The following is a 15,049-nucleotide window of genomic DNA, read 5'->3' as shown; positions in this document are numbered from 1 at the left end:
CACCCTGCTCCCTCACCGATCGTGGAATGACTCACAACCAGCCTGGCAAAGAGGGCTCGTCACAAATCTGGACTACGGCGCGTTGCTCCGCAACGGCGGGTAGGTCGAGGTTGATGTCGCGGATCATGCCCTGCGAAAGATTCGGCTGGGCGCCGCCGACGGCCTTTGACTTGAGATCCTCCTTCATCGCTAACAGGGAGCGGCGCAAGAATCCCGCATCGAGACTCTCGGCCGGAGTGATGCTGCAAACGGCTTGGTTGGTCGCTGCATCGACACCCAGGACGCCTACCTCCCCGGCAGTGGCACCGTACATCGCGATGACTACCGTTCCGGCCGGCATGACCTTCGCGCTACTTCTCTGCAGCGCGAGCTCCGTGATGGTCTCGGATGTCGACGTGACTATTCCCTGCGCGACCTCACCCGACTTCACCCAAGGAACAGCCCCGCCAAAGTTCTCGGGCTGACTCCGCGACGGAGTTCCGCCGCTCGTCGTGATTGCGACGCTTCTGAGTCGAACCCGTTGAGTCTGCAACCGCGCTACTCGGTCTCGAAAAGTTGAGACTTCCAGAGCTTGCAGAAAGTGAACGGCCCGAGATTTGCGTTCGCGGAGGGCGTCGGCCTCGTCGAGGATCGCCGCGATTCGGCGTTGCTCGGGGAGGGGTGGGAGGGGTATCTCGATCCGATCGAGGTCTCCGCCTCGCAGGTTGTTGATGTTCGCTCCAGCCGCCACCGACGAGATGTGCCGCCGGTAGTCGGACGTTCGGAAGAAGTGCGCAAAGTAGGCGGGATCGACGCCTGGTGTCGGGCGGAGGACTTTGCAGAACGCACCGAACGATCCTTGAATCGGGTCTACAACGCGCGCCGCCTTGCCGACCACGCTCAGGCTCCCGCTGGATGCCGCGATGAGGACGTCGTCGGGCTGGAGCATCTGACGGGGGCTGACCCTCGCTTTGGGGACGAAGATCAAGTCGTCCATCAACAGACCAAATTCGCCAATGTTGCCTGCGCGAAGTAGGGCAACATGCGTGTCAAGCGGCACATCAGATGCATCGCCTTTGGCGTAGGTGACGCCACGAATCTGATGAGCGATGTCGCCGACTCGCACGGTCGTCACGCGAGCATCTTCCGCAGGCGCTTCAGGCCGTCCTGGATCTCGACCTCCAGGGCGTCGAGTTCGTCGAGGATCTCCTGCGGCCAGCGGTGCTCGACCTCTTCGATCTCGAGTTCCTTGTAGCGGTTGAGCGAGAGGTCGTAGCCGTTGTCGACGATCTCCTGCTTCGGCACGAGGAACGACTGCGCGGTGCGGGGGCGGTCGTGTTCGGGGGATCTCGATACGGCTCGCTCCTCGCCTACTCGATCACCGGGGGTGGTCAGTTCCTCGCCTACTCGATCGCCGGGGGATCTCGATACGGCTCGTTCCTCGCCTACTCGATCACCGGCGAGTGACTGCCAGCGGGCGAGAACGTCGGGGAGGTCGTTCGCCTCGATCGGAGTGCGCTTGTCGTCGAGGGTCATGCCGTCGGCGCGCACGTCGTAGAACCAGACCTGATCGGTGCCGCCGGAGGACGTCTTCGTGAAGAGCAGGATCGCGGTCGAGACGCCCGTATAGGGCTTGAAGGTTCCGCTCGGCAGCTTGATGACGGCATCCAGCTTGTGATCCTCGATGAGCATCTTGCGCACCGCCTTGTGCGCGTTGCTCGAGCCGAACAGCACGCCCTCGGGCACGATGACGGCCGCGCGACCGCCGTTGCGCAGCATCCGGATCATGAGAACGAGAAAGAGAAGCTCCGTCTTGCGCGTCTTCACGACCTTCTGCAGGTCCTTCGCCACCGTCTCGTCGTCGAGCGACCCCGCGAACGGCGGATTGGCGAGCACGAGCGTGTACGTGTCATCGCCGGGATGGCCCTCGGTGAGCGAATCCGCACGCTCGATCGTGGGATTCTCGACGCCGTGCAGCAGCATGTTCATGCTCGCGATGCGGGCCATCGCGGCATCCGAGTCGTAGCCCGTGAACATCGGGCCGTTGAAGTGGGCTCGGGCCGCGGAATCCGCCCACAACTCGGGATGATGCTCGCGCAGATACTCCTCCGCCATCACCAGGAAGCCGGCCGTGCCGACCGCCGGATCGATGATGCGGTCGTCGGGCCGCGGCTGCTGCAGGTCGACCATGAGCTTGATGATGTGCCGCGCGGTGCGGAACTGCCCGTTCGTGCCGCTCGTGGCGAGCTTCGAGAGCATGTACTCGTAGATGTCGCCCTTGGTGTCGCGGTCTTCCATCGGAATGTCGGCGAGCAGATCGACGACTTTCGTCAGCAGCGCCGGCGTCGGGATCGTGAACCGCGCGTCACGCATGTTTCGGGCGTAGCTCGAGCCTTCGGCACCCATCCGGCGCAGCCACGGGAAGACGTGCTCGGAGACGACCTCGAACATCTCGGAGGGCGCGTAGTTCGTGAACACGCTCCACCGCAGGTCGCGATACGGTCGCCTGCCCGGTGTGTCGCTGTCGTAGCCCTCGGGGAACACGGCGTTCTCGATCGGGTCGCCGAAGCGGGCCGCCTTCTGCTCCTCTTTGGTGTGGAGTTCGTCCAGGCGCTTGATGAACAGCAGGTAGGTGATCTGCTCGATGACCTCGACGGGATTGGCGATGCCGCCCGACCAGAAGGCGTCCCAGACCTTGTCGACCTGACCCTTCAACGGACCCGTGACCACACCGTCTCCCCTCGCGCGTGCAACATTCCCACGCTAGTCCAGCCGCCGCGCGGCACACCGAGATGGGTGCACCTGAACCGTGGTAGTCCTCGCATATACGGGGGAGTCAAGCTAAAGTACCCATCGTGCCGAAGAGGGTGCGAAGGGAGTCTGCACAATGACGCAGACCACGGCGAACTCGGTGGGTGAACAGCACACCGAGGCGGAATCGATGCCGCCCCTGACACCCGACGAGCGGGCGGCGATCCTCGAGGCGGTGCGCGATTTCGCACAGACCGAGCTCGCACCGCATGCCCTGGAATGGGACGAGCAGAAGCACTTCCCGCGCGAGGCGCTCGGCCTGGCCGGCGAGCTCGGGCTCGGCGGCATCTACGTCCGCGCAGACGTGGGCGGCTCGGCGATGAGCCGATCGGATACCGTTGCGATCGTCGAGGAGCTCGCCAAGGCCGACCCGTCGATCGCCGCGTACATCACGATCCACAACATGGTCGCGTGGATGATCGACTCGTACGGCTCGGAACAGCAGCGCCATGCCTGGTTGCCGCAGCTGGCGGCGATGACCGGCTTCGGCAGCTACTGCCTCACCGAGCCGGGTGCGGGCTCGGATGCCGCAGCCATCACGACCAGCGCGATCCGGGTCTCTGATGAGCATGGTGGTGACCACTACCTGCTCACCGGGGTGAAGCAGTTCATCTCCGGCGGCGGCGAGGCGGCCGTATACGTCGTCATGGCCCGCACCGGAGAGGGCGGTGCGCACGGCATCACCGCGTTCCTCGTCCCCGGCGACGCTCAGGGCCTGTCGTTCGGGCAGAACGAGAAGAAGATGGGCTGGAACGCCCAGCCCACGCGCCAGGTGATCCTCGACGAAGTGCGGGTGCCGGCATCCGCGATGCTCGGCGTGCTCGGTCAGGGTTTCAAGATCGCCATGTCAGCCCTCGACGGTGGCCGCATCAACGTCGCCGCGTGCTCGCTGGGCGGAGCGCAGTGGGCGCTGGACCGCGCCGTGCAGTATGTGCACGAGCGCCACACCTTCGGCCAGGCGCTGGCCGAGAAGCAGTCCGTCGTCTTCACGCTCGCCGACATGGCGACCGAGCTCCGCGCCGCACGCGCTCTCGTGCGCGACGCCGCACGCGCGATCGACGAGAAGGCCGCCGATGTCGCGCTGCAGTGCGCGATGGCCAAGCGCTTCGCGACCGACGCCGGGTTCCGGGTGGCGAACGAGGCCCTCCAGCTGCACGGCGGCTACGGCTACCTGCACGAGTACGGCATCGAGAAGGTCGTCCGCGACCTGCGCGTGCATCAGATCCTGGAGGGGACGAACGAGATCATGCGCGTGATCATCGGCCGCGAGTTGCTGGGAGCTGCGCGATGAGTTCGCATTCGAGAGAGAGCTGCGTGCGATGAGGATCTCCTTCCTGGGCTTAGGTCACATGGGCCTGCCGATGGCGCTGAACCTGGTCAGGGCCGGTCACGACGTCGTCGGCTTCGACGTGGTCCCCGCCGCGATCGACGCGGCGCGTGCGGCCGGCATCCCCGTGGCGGACTCGGGACGGGATGCCGCGGCATCCGCCGAGGTCGTCATCACGATGTTCCCGAGCGGCCGGCACGTGATCGACGCCTATCGCGGATCGGCGGAGACTCCCGGGCTGCTCGCGGTGGCGGCATCCGGAACCCTCTTCATCGACTCTTCGACGATCGCGGTCGACGAGGCCCGCGAAGCGCATGCGCTCGCCGAGGCGGCCGGGCACCGCAGCGTCGACGCGCCGGTGTCGGGCGGCGTCGTGGGCGCCGAGAACGCGACACTCGCGTTCATGGTGGGTGGCACCGACGAGGACTTCGAGGCGGCCCGTCCTCTGCTCGAGGTGATGGGGCGCCGGGTCGTGCACTGCGGCGGCGCAGGTCTCGGCCAGGCCGCGAAGGTGTGCAACAACATGATCCTGGGCATCTCTCAGATCGCCGTCGCCGAGGCGTTCGTGCTCGGCGAACGGCTCGGGCTGAGCCATCAGGCGCTGTTCGACGTCGCCTCGAACGCCTCGGGTCAGTGCTGGGCGCTCACCACGAACTGCCCCGTTCCGGGGCCGGTGCCGACGAGTCCGGCGAACCGCGACTTTCAGCCCGGCTTCGCCGGTGCGCTGATGAACAAGGATCTCGGACTCGCCGAACAGGCGATCGAACTCACCGGGGTGGACGCCAGAATGGGGCGCCTGGCGCGCGAGATCTACGAAGAGTTCGCGAACGGCGCCGGAGCGGGGCAGGATTTCTCGGGAATCATCAACACGATCCGCGCTGAGAGCAGAGCCTGAGGAGACCCCGCATGACCGGCTACACGTACGAGACGATCCTGGTCGAGATCCGAGGGCGTGTCGGGTGGATCACCCTGAACCGGCCCGAAGCGCTCAATGCCCTCAACTCGCAGGTGATGCACGACACCGTCGCCGCGGCATCGGCCTTCGACGCCGACCCGCGCATCGGGGCGATCGTGGTGACCGGGTCGGAGCGCGCCTTTGCGGCGGGCGCCGACGTCAAGGAGATGGAGCCCAGGTCGGGCCTCGACATGGCGATGGACGACCCCTTCGGCGGCTGGGCGCAGTTCGCGGCGGTCCGCACCCCTGTCATCGCGGCGGTTTCGGGTTACGCCCTCGGCGGCGGCTGCGAACTCGCGATGATGTGCGACATCATCCTGGCCGCCGACACCGCGAAGTTCGGCCAGCCCGAGATCAATCTCGGTGTGATCCCCGGCATCGGCGGCTCGCAGCGCCTGGTGCGCGCGGTGGGGTTCTACAAGGCCGCCGACCTCCTCCTGACCGGGCGGATGATGGATGCTGCGGAGGCCGAGCGCGCCGGACTCGTCTCCCGCGTGGTTCCGGCCGCGGAACTGCTGAAGGAGGCGGGCAGAGTCGCCGACACGATCGCCTCGAAGTCGCTGCCGTCGGTGTATGCCGCGAAGGCCGCACTCGACGCCGCGCTCGAGTCGACGCTCGCGGAGGGCATCCGTTTCGAGAAGCACGCGTTCGCGGCCCTGTTCGACACTGCGGACCAGAAGGAGGGGATGGCGGCGTTCCGTGAGAAGCGGGGCCCCGACTTTCAGAACCGCTGACCCCGCGTCCCCTGCCCCGCGGGAGGACCTCTGACGGTCAGAGGGGCTCGGGCAGCGGACGCGGGTCGGCGAAGTCGCCGGCATCCTTGCGGAACCGCGCCAGGATCCGCACGAGCTCCACGGTGTCGTCGTCCGAGAGCCCCGGGTCGGCGAACACCTCGGTGTTGAGTGCGTTCGTCGCGCGCTCCACGAGCTCGCGGCCGGCCGGAGTGAGTTCGAGCATCGCCGCCCGTCCGTCGGCGGGGTGCGGCTCGCGCACGACGAGCCCATCGCGCACCAGCCGCTCCACCGTGTTGGTGACGCTCGTGGGGTGCACCTGCAGCCGCGCGGTCGCGCTGGCCATCGGCATCCGCCCCTTGCGGGTGAAGGCGAGCAGCCGGAGCATCTCGTAGCGCGCGAATGACAGGCTGAAGGGCTTCAGCGTCGCGTCGATGCGGGCGAGCATCAGCTGCTGGGCGCGGATGATCGAGGTGACGGCGGACATGCCGGCAGCGGCATCCGTCCATCCGTGCGCGATCCACTGGCGCTTCGCTTCGGCGATCGGGTCGACGGGAAGCGGTCCTGGTCTCGGCATCGTCGGCTCCCTTCCCGCGCTTTCCACGGTAGCCTCTCACTTCTGTCAGCGCGCATGAGCACGCGCGGGCGAGCCATGACTCGATGACACGAAGGAGCCGAGCATCGCCGAAGTGACCACCGGGGCTCGGGCTATTCGATGACGGGGATGGATGCCGCCCCCGCGGCGTACCCGTCGGCGTAAGCCTCTTCCGCACCGAGCCGGAACATGTCCTGATCCGGGTCGCGCACGATGGACCGGGCGCCCGGCAGTTCCAGCGACCCGACGAGGTCGGCGCGTCCGCGCACCACGGCGACCGGCCTGCGCGTCGCTTTGCCCTTGACCAGGTCGGCAGCCGAGGCGATCTCGTCGGCCACGCACGGCATGGTCACCTCGAGCGATCGCCCCTCGGCATCCTTCTGGCCGCGCAGATCCTCGAAGACGTGAACGCCACCGGCCCCGATCGCAGAGTCGGTCTGGCCTTCGCGCCACGCGCGTCCGAGGGTGTCGGAGACGATCACGCCGACCTCCACGCCCAGCAGCAGCCGAAGCCCGGCCGCCAGCGCGCGGGCCGAGGCATCCGGGTCGATCGGGAGCAGCAGCACCGTGCCGCGCGGTGTGTTCGACGCGTCGACCCCGGCCGCGGCCGCCACGATGCCGAGCTTGTTCTCGACGATCCTGGTGGTGCGGCCGCCCGGGGAGGTGCGCGAGGCCACCACTCGGACGGTCTCTGCGGTGATGGCGTCCTCGCGGTCGTCCGCGGCGATGATCCGCCCCTCGGCTTTGGAGACGACCTTCGACGTCACGACGAGGATGTCGCCGTCGTGCAGCGTCGAGCCGGCGGCCTCAGCGATCACCCCGACGAGATCGGCGCCCGGGGTGACCTCGGGAATGCCCTCGAGGGCCCAGATCTGAAGCACCTCAGGCCGGCAGTGAGATCAGTGCGGTCGAGTCAGCGGACGAACCGCACCTCGGTGAGCGTCTCACCGAGGAAGGGCTCGGTGTGTGCGCCGCCGTCGAGCGCGAAACCGTTTCGGACGTAGAAGCGGTGGGCGCGCGGATTGTCCTCGGCGACCCACAGGTAGAGCGGCTCCTCTGCGCCGACGACGGCGTCGAACAGGCGCTGCCCGATGCCGGTGCCGTGCCAGGCATCGAGCAGGTAGATGAAGTACAGTTCGCGCAATCGCGGGGCGTCTTTGTCGCGGGCCGGCCCTGAGCCGGCGAATCCGACGATCTCGCCGTCGGCGAGCGCGGCGAAGATCTTGAACTCGGGTCCCTGGGCGGCCCAGTGCGTCCAGAGTTCGGCCAAGCGTCGCGGGGAGATCTTCTCCAGCGCCGCCTTGCTGATGAGGTGGTCGTAGGTCTCGTGCCAGCAGGTCGCGTGGACGCGGCCGAGCGCTTCGGCGTCGACGTCTCGGACCGGACGGACGACGATGTCGGTCTGCAGTTCGGCTCCCATGGGGCGACTCTACGCTCGGCCCTCCGGGGGAGGGAAATCGAGCGCGCGTAAGGCCCGGCGATCACGACGTCGATGCCGCATGCTGGATACATGCCGTCCGCACCCGTGCCCTCCACCGCGCCTGCCGACACCCTCGCCGACCAGGCGATCGAACTCGCCCGGCGCTGGGTGGCCGAAAGTGCCCAGGTCGAGGTCGATCCCGCGGCCGAGCGGCTGGCCGGAGTCCTGAAGGACCCTAACGGACTGCCCTTCACGATCGGCTTCGTAGACGGCGTGATGCGTCCCGAGAGCCTTTCGGCGGCAGCATCCAGTCTCAGCCGCATCGCCCCGCTCGTGCCGAAGTTCCTGCCCTGGTACCTGCGCGGCGCCGTGCAGCTCGGCGGCGCCGTCGCGCCCGTGCTGCCGTCGCCGGTCGTGCCGATCGCACGGCGCATGCTGCGTGAGATGGTCGGGCACCTCGTGGTCGACGCGCGCCCCGAGAAGCTCGGACCGGCGATCGCCAAGATCCGCGCGAACGGCGCGAGGCTCAATCTCAATCTGCTGGGCGAGGCCGTGCTCGGCGAGCGGGAGGCGCTGCGCCGACTGGACGGCATCCACCAGCTCATCCGCCGCCCCGACGTCGACTACGTCTCGGTGAAGGTCTCGGCGATCGCGAGCCGCATCTCGATGTGGGCGTTCGACGCGGTCGTCGACGAGGTCGTAGAGCGGCTGCTCCCGCTCTACCTCACCGCGGCATCCGAGGGCACCTTCATCAACCTCGATATGGAGGAGTATCGCGACCTCGACCTGACGATCTCCGTCTTCACGCGCATCCTCGAAGACCCCCGGCTGCAGGGGCTCGAGGCCGGCATCGTGCTGCAGGCGTACCTTCCCGACGCCCAGCCTGCGCTCACGCAGCTCACGCAGTGGGCACGCGACCGCGTGCAGACCGGCGGCGCTCGCATCAAGGTCCGTCTCGTGAAGGGCGCGAACCTCGCGATGGAGCGAGTGGATGCCGTGATGCACGACTGGTCGCTCGCCACGTACGGCAGCAAGCGCGATGCCGACGCGAACTACCTGCGCTGCCTCGAGTTCGCACTGCAGCCCGAGCACACCGCGGCGGTGCGCCTGGGTGTCGCCGGCCACAACCTGTTCGACATCGCCTATGCGTGGCTGCTCGCGGCCGAACGGGACGTGCGAGCCGACGTCGAGTTCGAGATGCTGCTGGGGATGGCCCAGGGCCAGGTCGAAGCGGTCACCCGCGAGGTCGGCCATGTGCTCCTGTATGTTCCGGTCGTGCGACCCGACGAGTTCGACGTCGCGATCAGCTACCTCGTGCGCCGCCTCGAAGAGAACGCCTCGAGCGAGAACTTCCTCTCCGCCGCGTTCGAACTCGCCGACGAGCCCGCGCTGTTCGATCGCGAGCGCGACCGGTTCCTCGCCTCGGTCGGCCGGGCGAAGGATGCTGCGCTGCTGACCGGACGCAACCGCGGCCAGGACCGCACCGCGACTCCCGCCGAGCCCGGACCGCGAGCGGCACGCCCCCCGATGAACGGCAGAGCCGGCGATGGCGATGCGGGTGAAGACGATGCGGAGCAGACCGCAGCCGCCGGACTGACGCAGGCCGTGCTCGGCATCGCCCGCACGGCGGCCGCGTCCGAGGCCGTCGGCGACACCGCACCCCTCGAGCCGGTGGGCTCCGAGATGATGTTCGGCGGCGCCGCCTTCGTCGAGACCGCAGTGTTCGCCGCGCGCGAGGCCGATCAGCGGGCGGTCGGTGCTCCCGGTTTCCGCAATGCCGCAGACACCGACCCGTCGCTGCCGGCCAACCGCGAGTGGAGCCGCAGCATCCTCGCGCGCATCGACGGGTCCACCGCCGGCGACTCCACGATCGGCGCTGCGCTGATCACCGACGCCGAGGTCCTCGAGCAGACGGTCGCGCGCGTTCGCGGGGCCGCGGAGGCGTGGGGCGCCCTGCCCGCGAACGACCGGGCCGCCGTGCTGCGCTCCGCCGCCCGGGCGCTCGAAGCACGCCGCGGCGAGCTCATCGAGGTGGCGGCATCCGAGACCGGCAAGGTGTTCGCCGAGGCGGACGTCGAGGTCAGCGAGGCGGTCGACTTCGCGAACTACTACGCCGCGACCGCCCGCGAGCTCGACCGTGTGAGCGGTGCCGTGTTCGTGCCGTCTCGGCTCACGGTGGTGACCCCGCCCTGGAACTTCCCGCTCGCGATCCCCGTCGGCGGTGTGCTCGCCGCGCTCGCCGCGGGCTCGGGCGTCATCTTCAAACCGGCCCCGCAGGCCCGCCGGTGCGCGGCGGTGCTCGCCGAGGCGCTGTGGGAGGCCGGGGTGCCGCGCGACGTGCTCGCTCTTGTCGACCTCGATGAGGGCTCGCTCGGGCAGCAGCTGGTTTCGCACCCAGACGTGGACCGCGTGATCCTCACCGGGTCGTGGGAGACCGCCGCCCTGTTCCGCTCGTGGCGTCCGGAGCTGCCGCTGCTGGCCGAGACGAGCGGCAAGAACGCGATGATCGTGATGCCCTCCGCCGACCTCGACCTGGCGGCATCCGACCTCATCAAGAGCGCGTTCGGTCACGCCGGCCAGAAGTGCTCGGCGGCCTCGCTCGCGATCCTGGTCGGGCCGGTCGGGCGGTCCGCGCGCTTCGCACGTCAATTGGCCGATGCCGCCACCTCGCTGCGCGTCGGTCCGCCGAGCGATCCGATGGCCGAGGTGGGTCCCGTCATCGAAGCGCCCCAGGGCAAACTCGCGTGGGCCCTCACCACGCTGGACGAGGGTGAGAGCTGGCTCGTCGAGCCGCAGCCGTGCGACTTCGGTCCGGAGTACGAGGGGCGGTTCTGGACCCCCGGCATCCGCACCGGCGTCCAGCCGGGCTCGCGCTTCCACCGCGAGGAGTTCTTCGGCCCCGTGCTCGGCGTGATGCACGCGCACTCGCTCGCACACGCGCTCGAGTTGCAGAACGCGGTCGCGTACGGCCTCACCGCCGGCCTTTACACGCAGAATCCCGATGATCTCGCGAGTTGGCTGGACGGGGTCGAGGCCGGAAACCTCTACGTCAACCGTGGCATCACAGGAGCGATCGTGCAGCGCCAGCCGTTCGGCGGCTGGAAGCGGTCCTCGGTCGGTGCCGGTGCGAAGGCCGGCGGGCCCAACTACCTGATCGGACTGGGCTCGTGGCGTGCGTCGGGCGGCGCAGCGAACTCGGCGTCGCTGCACCTGCGCGGCCTCGACTCTCGCATCAGCGACGTGATCGAGGCGGCACAGCCGTCGCTGCACTACGACGCCTTCGAGTGGCTGCGGCGCGGCGCCCTGTCGGATGCGCTCGCATGGGACCGCGAGTTCGGGCAGGTGCGCGATGTCTCGCACCTCGGCCTCGAGCGCAATCTGCTGCGGTACCGTCCGGTCGATGTCGCCGTGCGAGCGACGGGTGATGCGTCGTGGCAGGCGCTGCTGCGGATCGTGGTGGCCGGCATCCGCGGTGGGTCCGACTTCACCGTCAGCGCCCCCGTCGGGCTGCCGGGTGCGGTGCGGCGAGCGCTCGGCGACCAGGCGGTCGCGGTCTTCGTCGAGACCGACGAGCAGTGGCTCGAGCGAATGACGTCGGCGGATGGGGCAGCGGCTCCTCGGCCGCCTCGTGCTCGACTGGTCGGGCTGCCCGAGTCGGTCGCGGCGCTGCACCGCCGGCTGTCCGAGGCCGTGGGCGGCGACCCCGATCTCGCGATCTACGCCAACGAGGTCACCACCGCCGGGCGGATCGAGCTGCTGCCGTTCCTGCACGAGCAGTCGATCACGATCACCGCGCACCGCTTCGGCAACCCCGACGCGTGGTCGGAAGGGGTCATCTAGGAGGAAACACATGAGCGAGAACATCACGACGACCCGCACCATGACGGCATGGCGGCAGAGCCGGTACGGCGGACCCGAGATCGTCAGCGCCGAGCGCGTCGACGTGCCCGCCCCCGGCGATCACGACGTGCTGCTGCGCGTGCGGGCGACGAGCCTGAACGCCGCCGATCACCACCTGCTGCGTGGGGAGCCGCTGCTGCTTCGCCTGGGCTTGGGGCTCCGACGGCCGAGGAACGCGACGCGGGGCATCGACGTCGCAGCCACCGTGGTCGCCGTCGGCGCGCGGGTCACGCAGTTCGCCCGGGGCGACGAGGTCATGGGCGAACTGCCGGGCGGCGGCGCACTCGCCGAGTTCGCGGTCAGCCCCGCCGCCCGGCTGGTGGCACGGCCGGCGGGGCTGGATGCCGTGACGGCCGCGGCGCTGCCGCTGGCCGGCGGCACAGCCTGGCAGGCGCTGGAGGCGGGTGCGGTCGCCGACGGCCAGCGTGTGCTCGTGATCGGCGCTTCGGGCGGGGTCGGGACCTACACAGTACAGCTGGCGGTGCTGCGCGGGGCGGAGGTCTGGGCACTGACGGGGGCACGCAGCGAGCAGCTCGTCGCCGAACTCGGCGCGCGGCGCACGTTCGACTACCGCGTGACGGATGTCGACGCACTGCCTGCCGCGACGTTCGATGCGGTGCTCGACATCGCCGGCACGGCACCGCTGCGCACGCTCAAAGCCCTGTTGCGGCCGGGCGGCACGCTCGTGGTGGTCGCAGGAGACGGCGGTCGCATGCTCGGGCCGCTCGGCCGGATGCTGCGAGCAGTCTTCGTGTCGATCGGGGGCGCGGGCCGCCGCATCCGTCCCCTTGCCGCCGTCGCAAAGCCGGAGGTGACCCGCGAGCTCGCCTCGCTCGCCGCCGCCGGGCGCCTCCGGGCGGTGATCGAGCGCACCTTCACCCTGAGCGAGGCACGCGAGGCCCTGGCTCACATCGATGCGGGTCGGACGGTCGGCAAGGTCGTCGTGGACGTCGACCCCTTCGCAGACCAGGGCCGAACCGGTCGCAGGTCGACTCCTGAGTTCTGAATGCAAGCGCGGAAGGCCCTGTGCGAGAATGGAGCCGGCGTGCCCGAGTCGCACCCTTCCCCGTTGCCGTTCCTGAGCGCGCAGCGAGTCGAAGGGCCGCCGGGCCCCGAGGACAGCGTCCGCCGCCCCTCTCCACAGGAGCACACCATGACGCAGAACACTGCGCCGGCCGCTGAGGCCGCGAACGCGCCGACCCGCACAGCACACCACCGCCGCTACCTGATGTGCCGCCCCGAGCACTTCACGGTCAGCTACACGATCAACCCGTGGATGGAGCCGGCGAACCCGACCGACACCGCCGTGGCCATGCGCCAGTGGCAGGACCTCCACGACACCTATCGCTCGCTCGGACACGAGATCGAGCTCATCGACCCGATCGAGGGGCTTCCCGACATGGTCTACACCGCCAACGGCGGATTCCTGATCGACGGCATCGCCTACGGTCCCAAGTTCCGTTTCGCGGAACGCGCAGGCGAGGCTGCGCCCTTCATCGACTGGTTCCGCGCCGCCGGGTTCGACACGCGCGAGCCCGTCGAGGTGAACGAGGGCGAGGGCGACTTCCTGCTCGTGGGCGAGGTGATCCTCGCCGGCACGGGCTTCCGCTCCACCGGTGACAGCCACCGTGAGATCGGCGAGGTCTTCGGCCGCGAGGTCGTCTCGCTCACCCTGAGCGATCCGCGGTTCTACCACCTCGACACGGCGCTCGCCGTGCTCGACCCGGTTGAGGGCATCGCCAACGGGGGACCCGAGCGGGCCAACATCGCCTACCTCCCGTCGGCGTTCGACGAGCGCAGCCAGGCTGTCCTCGCTGAGCGCTACCCCGACGCGATCCACGTCTCGGACGAGGACGGCGCGGTCTTCGGGCTCAATTCCGCGAGTGACGGCCGCAACGTCATCATCTCCCCGCGGGCGAAGGGCTTCGAGAAGCAGCTGCGCGACCGGGGCTACAACCCGATCCTGGTCGACCTGTCCGAGCTCCTGCTCGGCGGCGGCGGCATCAAGTGCTGCACGCTCGAGCTGCGCGGGGCCGGTTCATGACCACCCCGCAGGTCGTGCACGACATGACGTCGGCGAGCACGTCGGCCATCGCGTCTGAAATCATCGCAGCCGAAGAAGAGCACGTCGCGCACAACTACCACCCGCTCCCTGTGGTGATCGCCAAGGGCGAGGGTGCATGGGTGACCGATGTCGAGGGCAAGCGCTACCTCGACCTGCTCGCCGCCTACTCCGCGCTCAACTTCGGCCATGGGCATCCGGCGATCCTCGCCGCCGCGCGTGAGCAGCTCGGCCGCCTGACCCTCACGAGCCGTGCATACCACAACGACCAGCTCGGCGTCTTCGCCGCTGCCCTGGCGAAGCTGTGCGGCAAAGACGTCGTGCTGCCGATGAACACCGGCGCCGAAGCCGTCGAGACCGGCATCAAGGTCGCTCGCGCGTGGGGCTACCGCGTCAAGGGCATCGCGGCCGACCGTGCGACGATCATCGTCGCGTCCGAGAACTTCCACGGCCGCACGACCACGATCGTCGGCTTCAGCGACGACCCGCAGGCGCGCGAGGATTTCGGACCCTACCCGCCCGGGTTCGTCACGGTGCCGTTCGGGGATGCCGCGGCTCTCGAGGCGGCGATCGACGAGAACACCGCCGCCGTGCTGCTCGAGCCGATCCAAGGGGAAGCCGGCGTGATCATTCCGCCTCAGGGCTACCTGCGCGCGGTCCGCGAGATCACCGAGCGCCACAACGTGCTGATGATCGCGGACGAGATCCAGTCCGGCCTCGGTCGCGTCGGCGAGACGTTCGCGTGCGATCGCGAGGGCGTGGTGCCGGACGTCTATCTGCTCGGCAAGGCGCTGGGCGGCGGCATCCTGCCTGTGTCCGCCGTGGTCGCGAACCGCGACGTGCTCGGCGTGATCCGCCCCGGCGAGCACGGCTCGACCTTCGGGGGCAGCCCGCTGGCGGCCGCCGTCGGCACCCGTGTCGTCGAGATGCTTTCCACGGGTGAGTTCCAGCGCCGCGCGGCGGCGCTCGGGGAGCACCTCGAGGCGAAGCTCGCCGAACTGGTCGGGCACGGCGTCACCGGCGTGCGCGTGGCCGGCCTGTGGGCCGGGGTCGATATCGATCCAGCACAGGGCACGGGGCGCCAGATCGCCGAGAGGCTGCTCGGTCGCGGTGTGCTCGTGAAGGACACGCACGGCCAGACGATCCGGATCGCCCCGCCGCTCGTGATCCGCGGCACCGAGCTGGACTGGGCCGTCGAGCAGCTGAGGCTCGTCCTCGCCGACTGACGGGCGCCGAGACGAGCGCTGACGGATGCCGGGCTCGGCGCTG

At 69.2% G+C, this 15,049-nt stretch carries 12 protein-coding genes; 7 read left to right on the top strand and 5 right to left on the bottom strand.

All coding sequences use genetic code 11. The annotated features are described in order from the left end of the window. Positions 1 to 31 precede the first annotated feature (31 nt). Together QZV84_RS02600 and QZV84_RS02595 are read right to left on the bottom strand one after the other, a co-directional pair. Positions 32 to 1,114 (bottom strand): restriction endonuclease subunit S, encoded by a 1,083-nt coding sequence (locus QZV84_RS02600; RefSeq protein WP_292824851.1) that lies wholly within the window; start codon positions 1,112 to 1,114, stop codon positions 32 to 34. Next, complete coding sequence (locus QZV84_RS02595) at positions 1,111 to 2,709, bottom strand: class I SAM-dependent DNA methyltransferase (protein ID WP_292824847.1); 1,599 nt, start codon at positions 2,707 to 2,709, stop codon at positions 1,111 to 1,113. Before QZV84_RS02595 ends, QZV84_RS02600 begins: the two co-directional genes overlap by 4 nt. 211 nt (positions 2,710 to 2,920) lie before the next feature. On the opposite strand from QZV84_RS02595, the gene QZV84_RS02590 reads away from it, so the two are divergent. The 3 genes from QZV84_RS02590 to QZV84_RS02580 are packed head-to-tail and all read left to right on the top strand — an operon-like array spanning position 2,921 to position 5,806. Then, on the top strand, positions 2,921 to 4,081 hold the full coding sequence (locus QZV84_RS02590) for an acyl-CoA dehydrogenase family protein (protein WP_292824862.1): 1,161 nt from the start codon (positions 2,921 to 2,923) through the stop codon (positions 4,079 to 4,081). A 28-nt stretch (positions 4,082 to 4,109) separates the two neighbouring features. Then, positions 4,110 to 5,012 carry a 3-hydroxyisobutyrate dehydrogenase gene (mmsB, locus tag QZV84_RS02585; RefSeq protein WP_292824844.1) on the top strand — a complete coding sequence of 301 codons (903 nt, stop codon included), beginning with the start codon at positions 4,110 to 4,112 and terminating at the stop codon, positions 5,010 to 5,012. Between the two features lie 11 nt (positions 5,013 to 5,023). Continuing rightward, positions 5,024 to 5,806: an enoyl-CoA hydratase gene (locus tag QZV84_RS02580; protein ID WP_292824841.1), complete on the top strand. Its 783-nt coding sequence runs from the start codon at positions 5,024 to 5,026 to the stop codon at positions 5,804 to 5,806. Between the two features lie 37 nt (positions 5,807 to 5,843). Here the strand turns inward: QZV84_RS02580 and QZV84_RS02575 are convergent, their stop codons facing one another. The 3 genes from QZV84_RS02575 to QZV84_RS02565 form a co-directional block, all read right to left on the bottom strand. Beyond that, a complete protein-coding gene (locus QZV84_RS02575) occupies positions 5,844 to 6,380 on the bottom strand; it encodes a MarR family transcriptional regulator (RefSeq protein ID WP_292824838.1) in 537 nt (178 codons plus the stop codon). A 131-nt stretch (positions 6,381 to 6,511) separates the two neighbouring features. Beyond that, positions 6,512 to 7,279, bottom strand: coding sequence for a coenzyme F420-0:L-glutamate ligase (cofE, locus tag QZV84_RS02570; RefSeq protein WP_292824835.1), 768 nt, complete (start codon positions 7,277 to 7,279; stop codon positions 6,512 to 6,514). 32 nt (positions 7,280 to 7,311) lie between these two features. Further along, on the bottom strand, positions 7,312 to 7,818 hold the full coding sequence (locus QZV84_RS02565; protein WP_292824832.1) for a GNAT family N-acetyltransferase: 507 nt from the start codon (positions 7,816 to 7,818) through the stop codon (positions 7,312 to 7,314). Positions 7,819 to 7,908: 90 nt separating this feature from the next. Between QZV84_RS02565 and QZV84_RS02560 the strand changes: the two genes are divergently transcribed. From QZV84_RS02560 to rocD, 4 genes are all read left to right on the top strand, one after another. Next, positions 7,909 to 11,658 carry a proline dehydrogenase family protein gene (locus QZV84_RS02560; protein WP_292824829.1) on the top strand — a complete coding sequence of 1,250 codons (3,750 nt, stop codon included), beginning with the start codon at positions 7,909 to 7,911 and terminating at the stop codon, positions 11,656 to 11,658. A 10-nt stretch (positions 11,659 to 11,668) separates the two neighbouring features. Further along, complete coding sequence (locus QZV84_RS02555) at positions 11,669 to 12,724, top strand: NAD(P)-dependent alcohol dehydrogenase (RefSeq protein ID WP_292824826.1); 1,056 nt, start codon at positions 11,669 to 11,671, stop codon at positions 12,722 to 12,724. 147 nt (positions 12,725 to 12,871) lie between these two features. After that, positions 12,872 to 13,762: a dimethylargininase gene (ddaH, locus tag QZV84_RS02550; RefSeq protein ID WP_292824823.1), complete on the top strand. Its 891-nt coding sequence runs from the start codon at positions 12,872 to 12,874 to the stop codon at positions 13,760 to 13,762. Between the two features lie 23 nt (positions 13,763 to 13,785). Next, positions 13,786 to 15,006: an ornithine--oxo-acid transaminase gene (gene rocD, locus QZV84_RS02545; protein ID WP_292824859.1), complete on the top strand. Its 1,221-nt coding sequence runs from the start codon at positions 13,786 to 13,788 to the stop codon at positions 15,004 to 15,006. Positions 15,007 to 15,049 lie beyond the last annotated feature (43 nt).

Source organism: Microbacterium sp. (assembly GCF_011620715.1).
Taxonomy (GTDB): domain Bacteria; phylum Actinomycetota; class Actinomycetes; order Actinomycetales; family Microbacteriaceae; genus Microbacterium.
Note: the sequence above shows the minus strand (reverse complement) of the source record. Positions and strands in the feature narration are given on the sequence as shown.

Bases quoted from the DNA above. Each gene is read 5' to 3' on its own strand.
- QZV84_RS02590 (WP_292824862.1), top strand. From the start codon at position 2,921: ATGCCGCCCCTGACACCCGACGAGCGGGCGGCGATCCTCGAGGCGGTG.
- mmsB (WP_292824844.1), top strand. From the start codon at position 4,110: ATGAGGATCTCCTTCCTGGGCTTAGGTCACATGGGCCTGCCGATGGCG.
- QZV84_RS02580 (WP_292824841.1), top strand. From the start codon at position 5,024: ATGACCGGCTACACGTACGAGACGATCCTGGTCGAGATCCGAGGGCGT.
- QZV84_RS02575 (WP_292824838.1), bottom strand. From the start codon at position 6,380: ATGCCGAGACCAGGACCGCTTCCCGTCGACCCGATCGCCGAAGCGAAG.
- QZV84_RS02565 (WP_292824832.1), bottom strand. From the start codon at position 7,818: ATGGGAGCCGAACTGCAGACCGACATCGTCGTCCGTCCGGTCCGAGAC.
- QZV84_RS02560 (WP_292824829.1), top strand. From the start codon at position 7,909: ATGCCGTCCGCACCCGTGCCCTCCACCGCGCCTGCCGACACCCTCGCC.
- QZV84_RS02555 (WP_292824826.1), top strand. From the start codon at position 11,669: ATGAGCGAGAACATCACGACGACCCGCACCATGACGGCATGGCGGCAG.
- ddaH (WP_292824823.1), top strand. From the start codon at position 12,872: ATGACGCAGAACACTGCGCCGGCCGCTGAGGCCGCGAACGCGCCGACC.
- rocD (WP_292824859.1), top strand. From the start codon at position 13,786: ATGACGTCGGCGAGCACGTCGGCCATCGCGTCTGAAATCATCGCAGCC.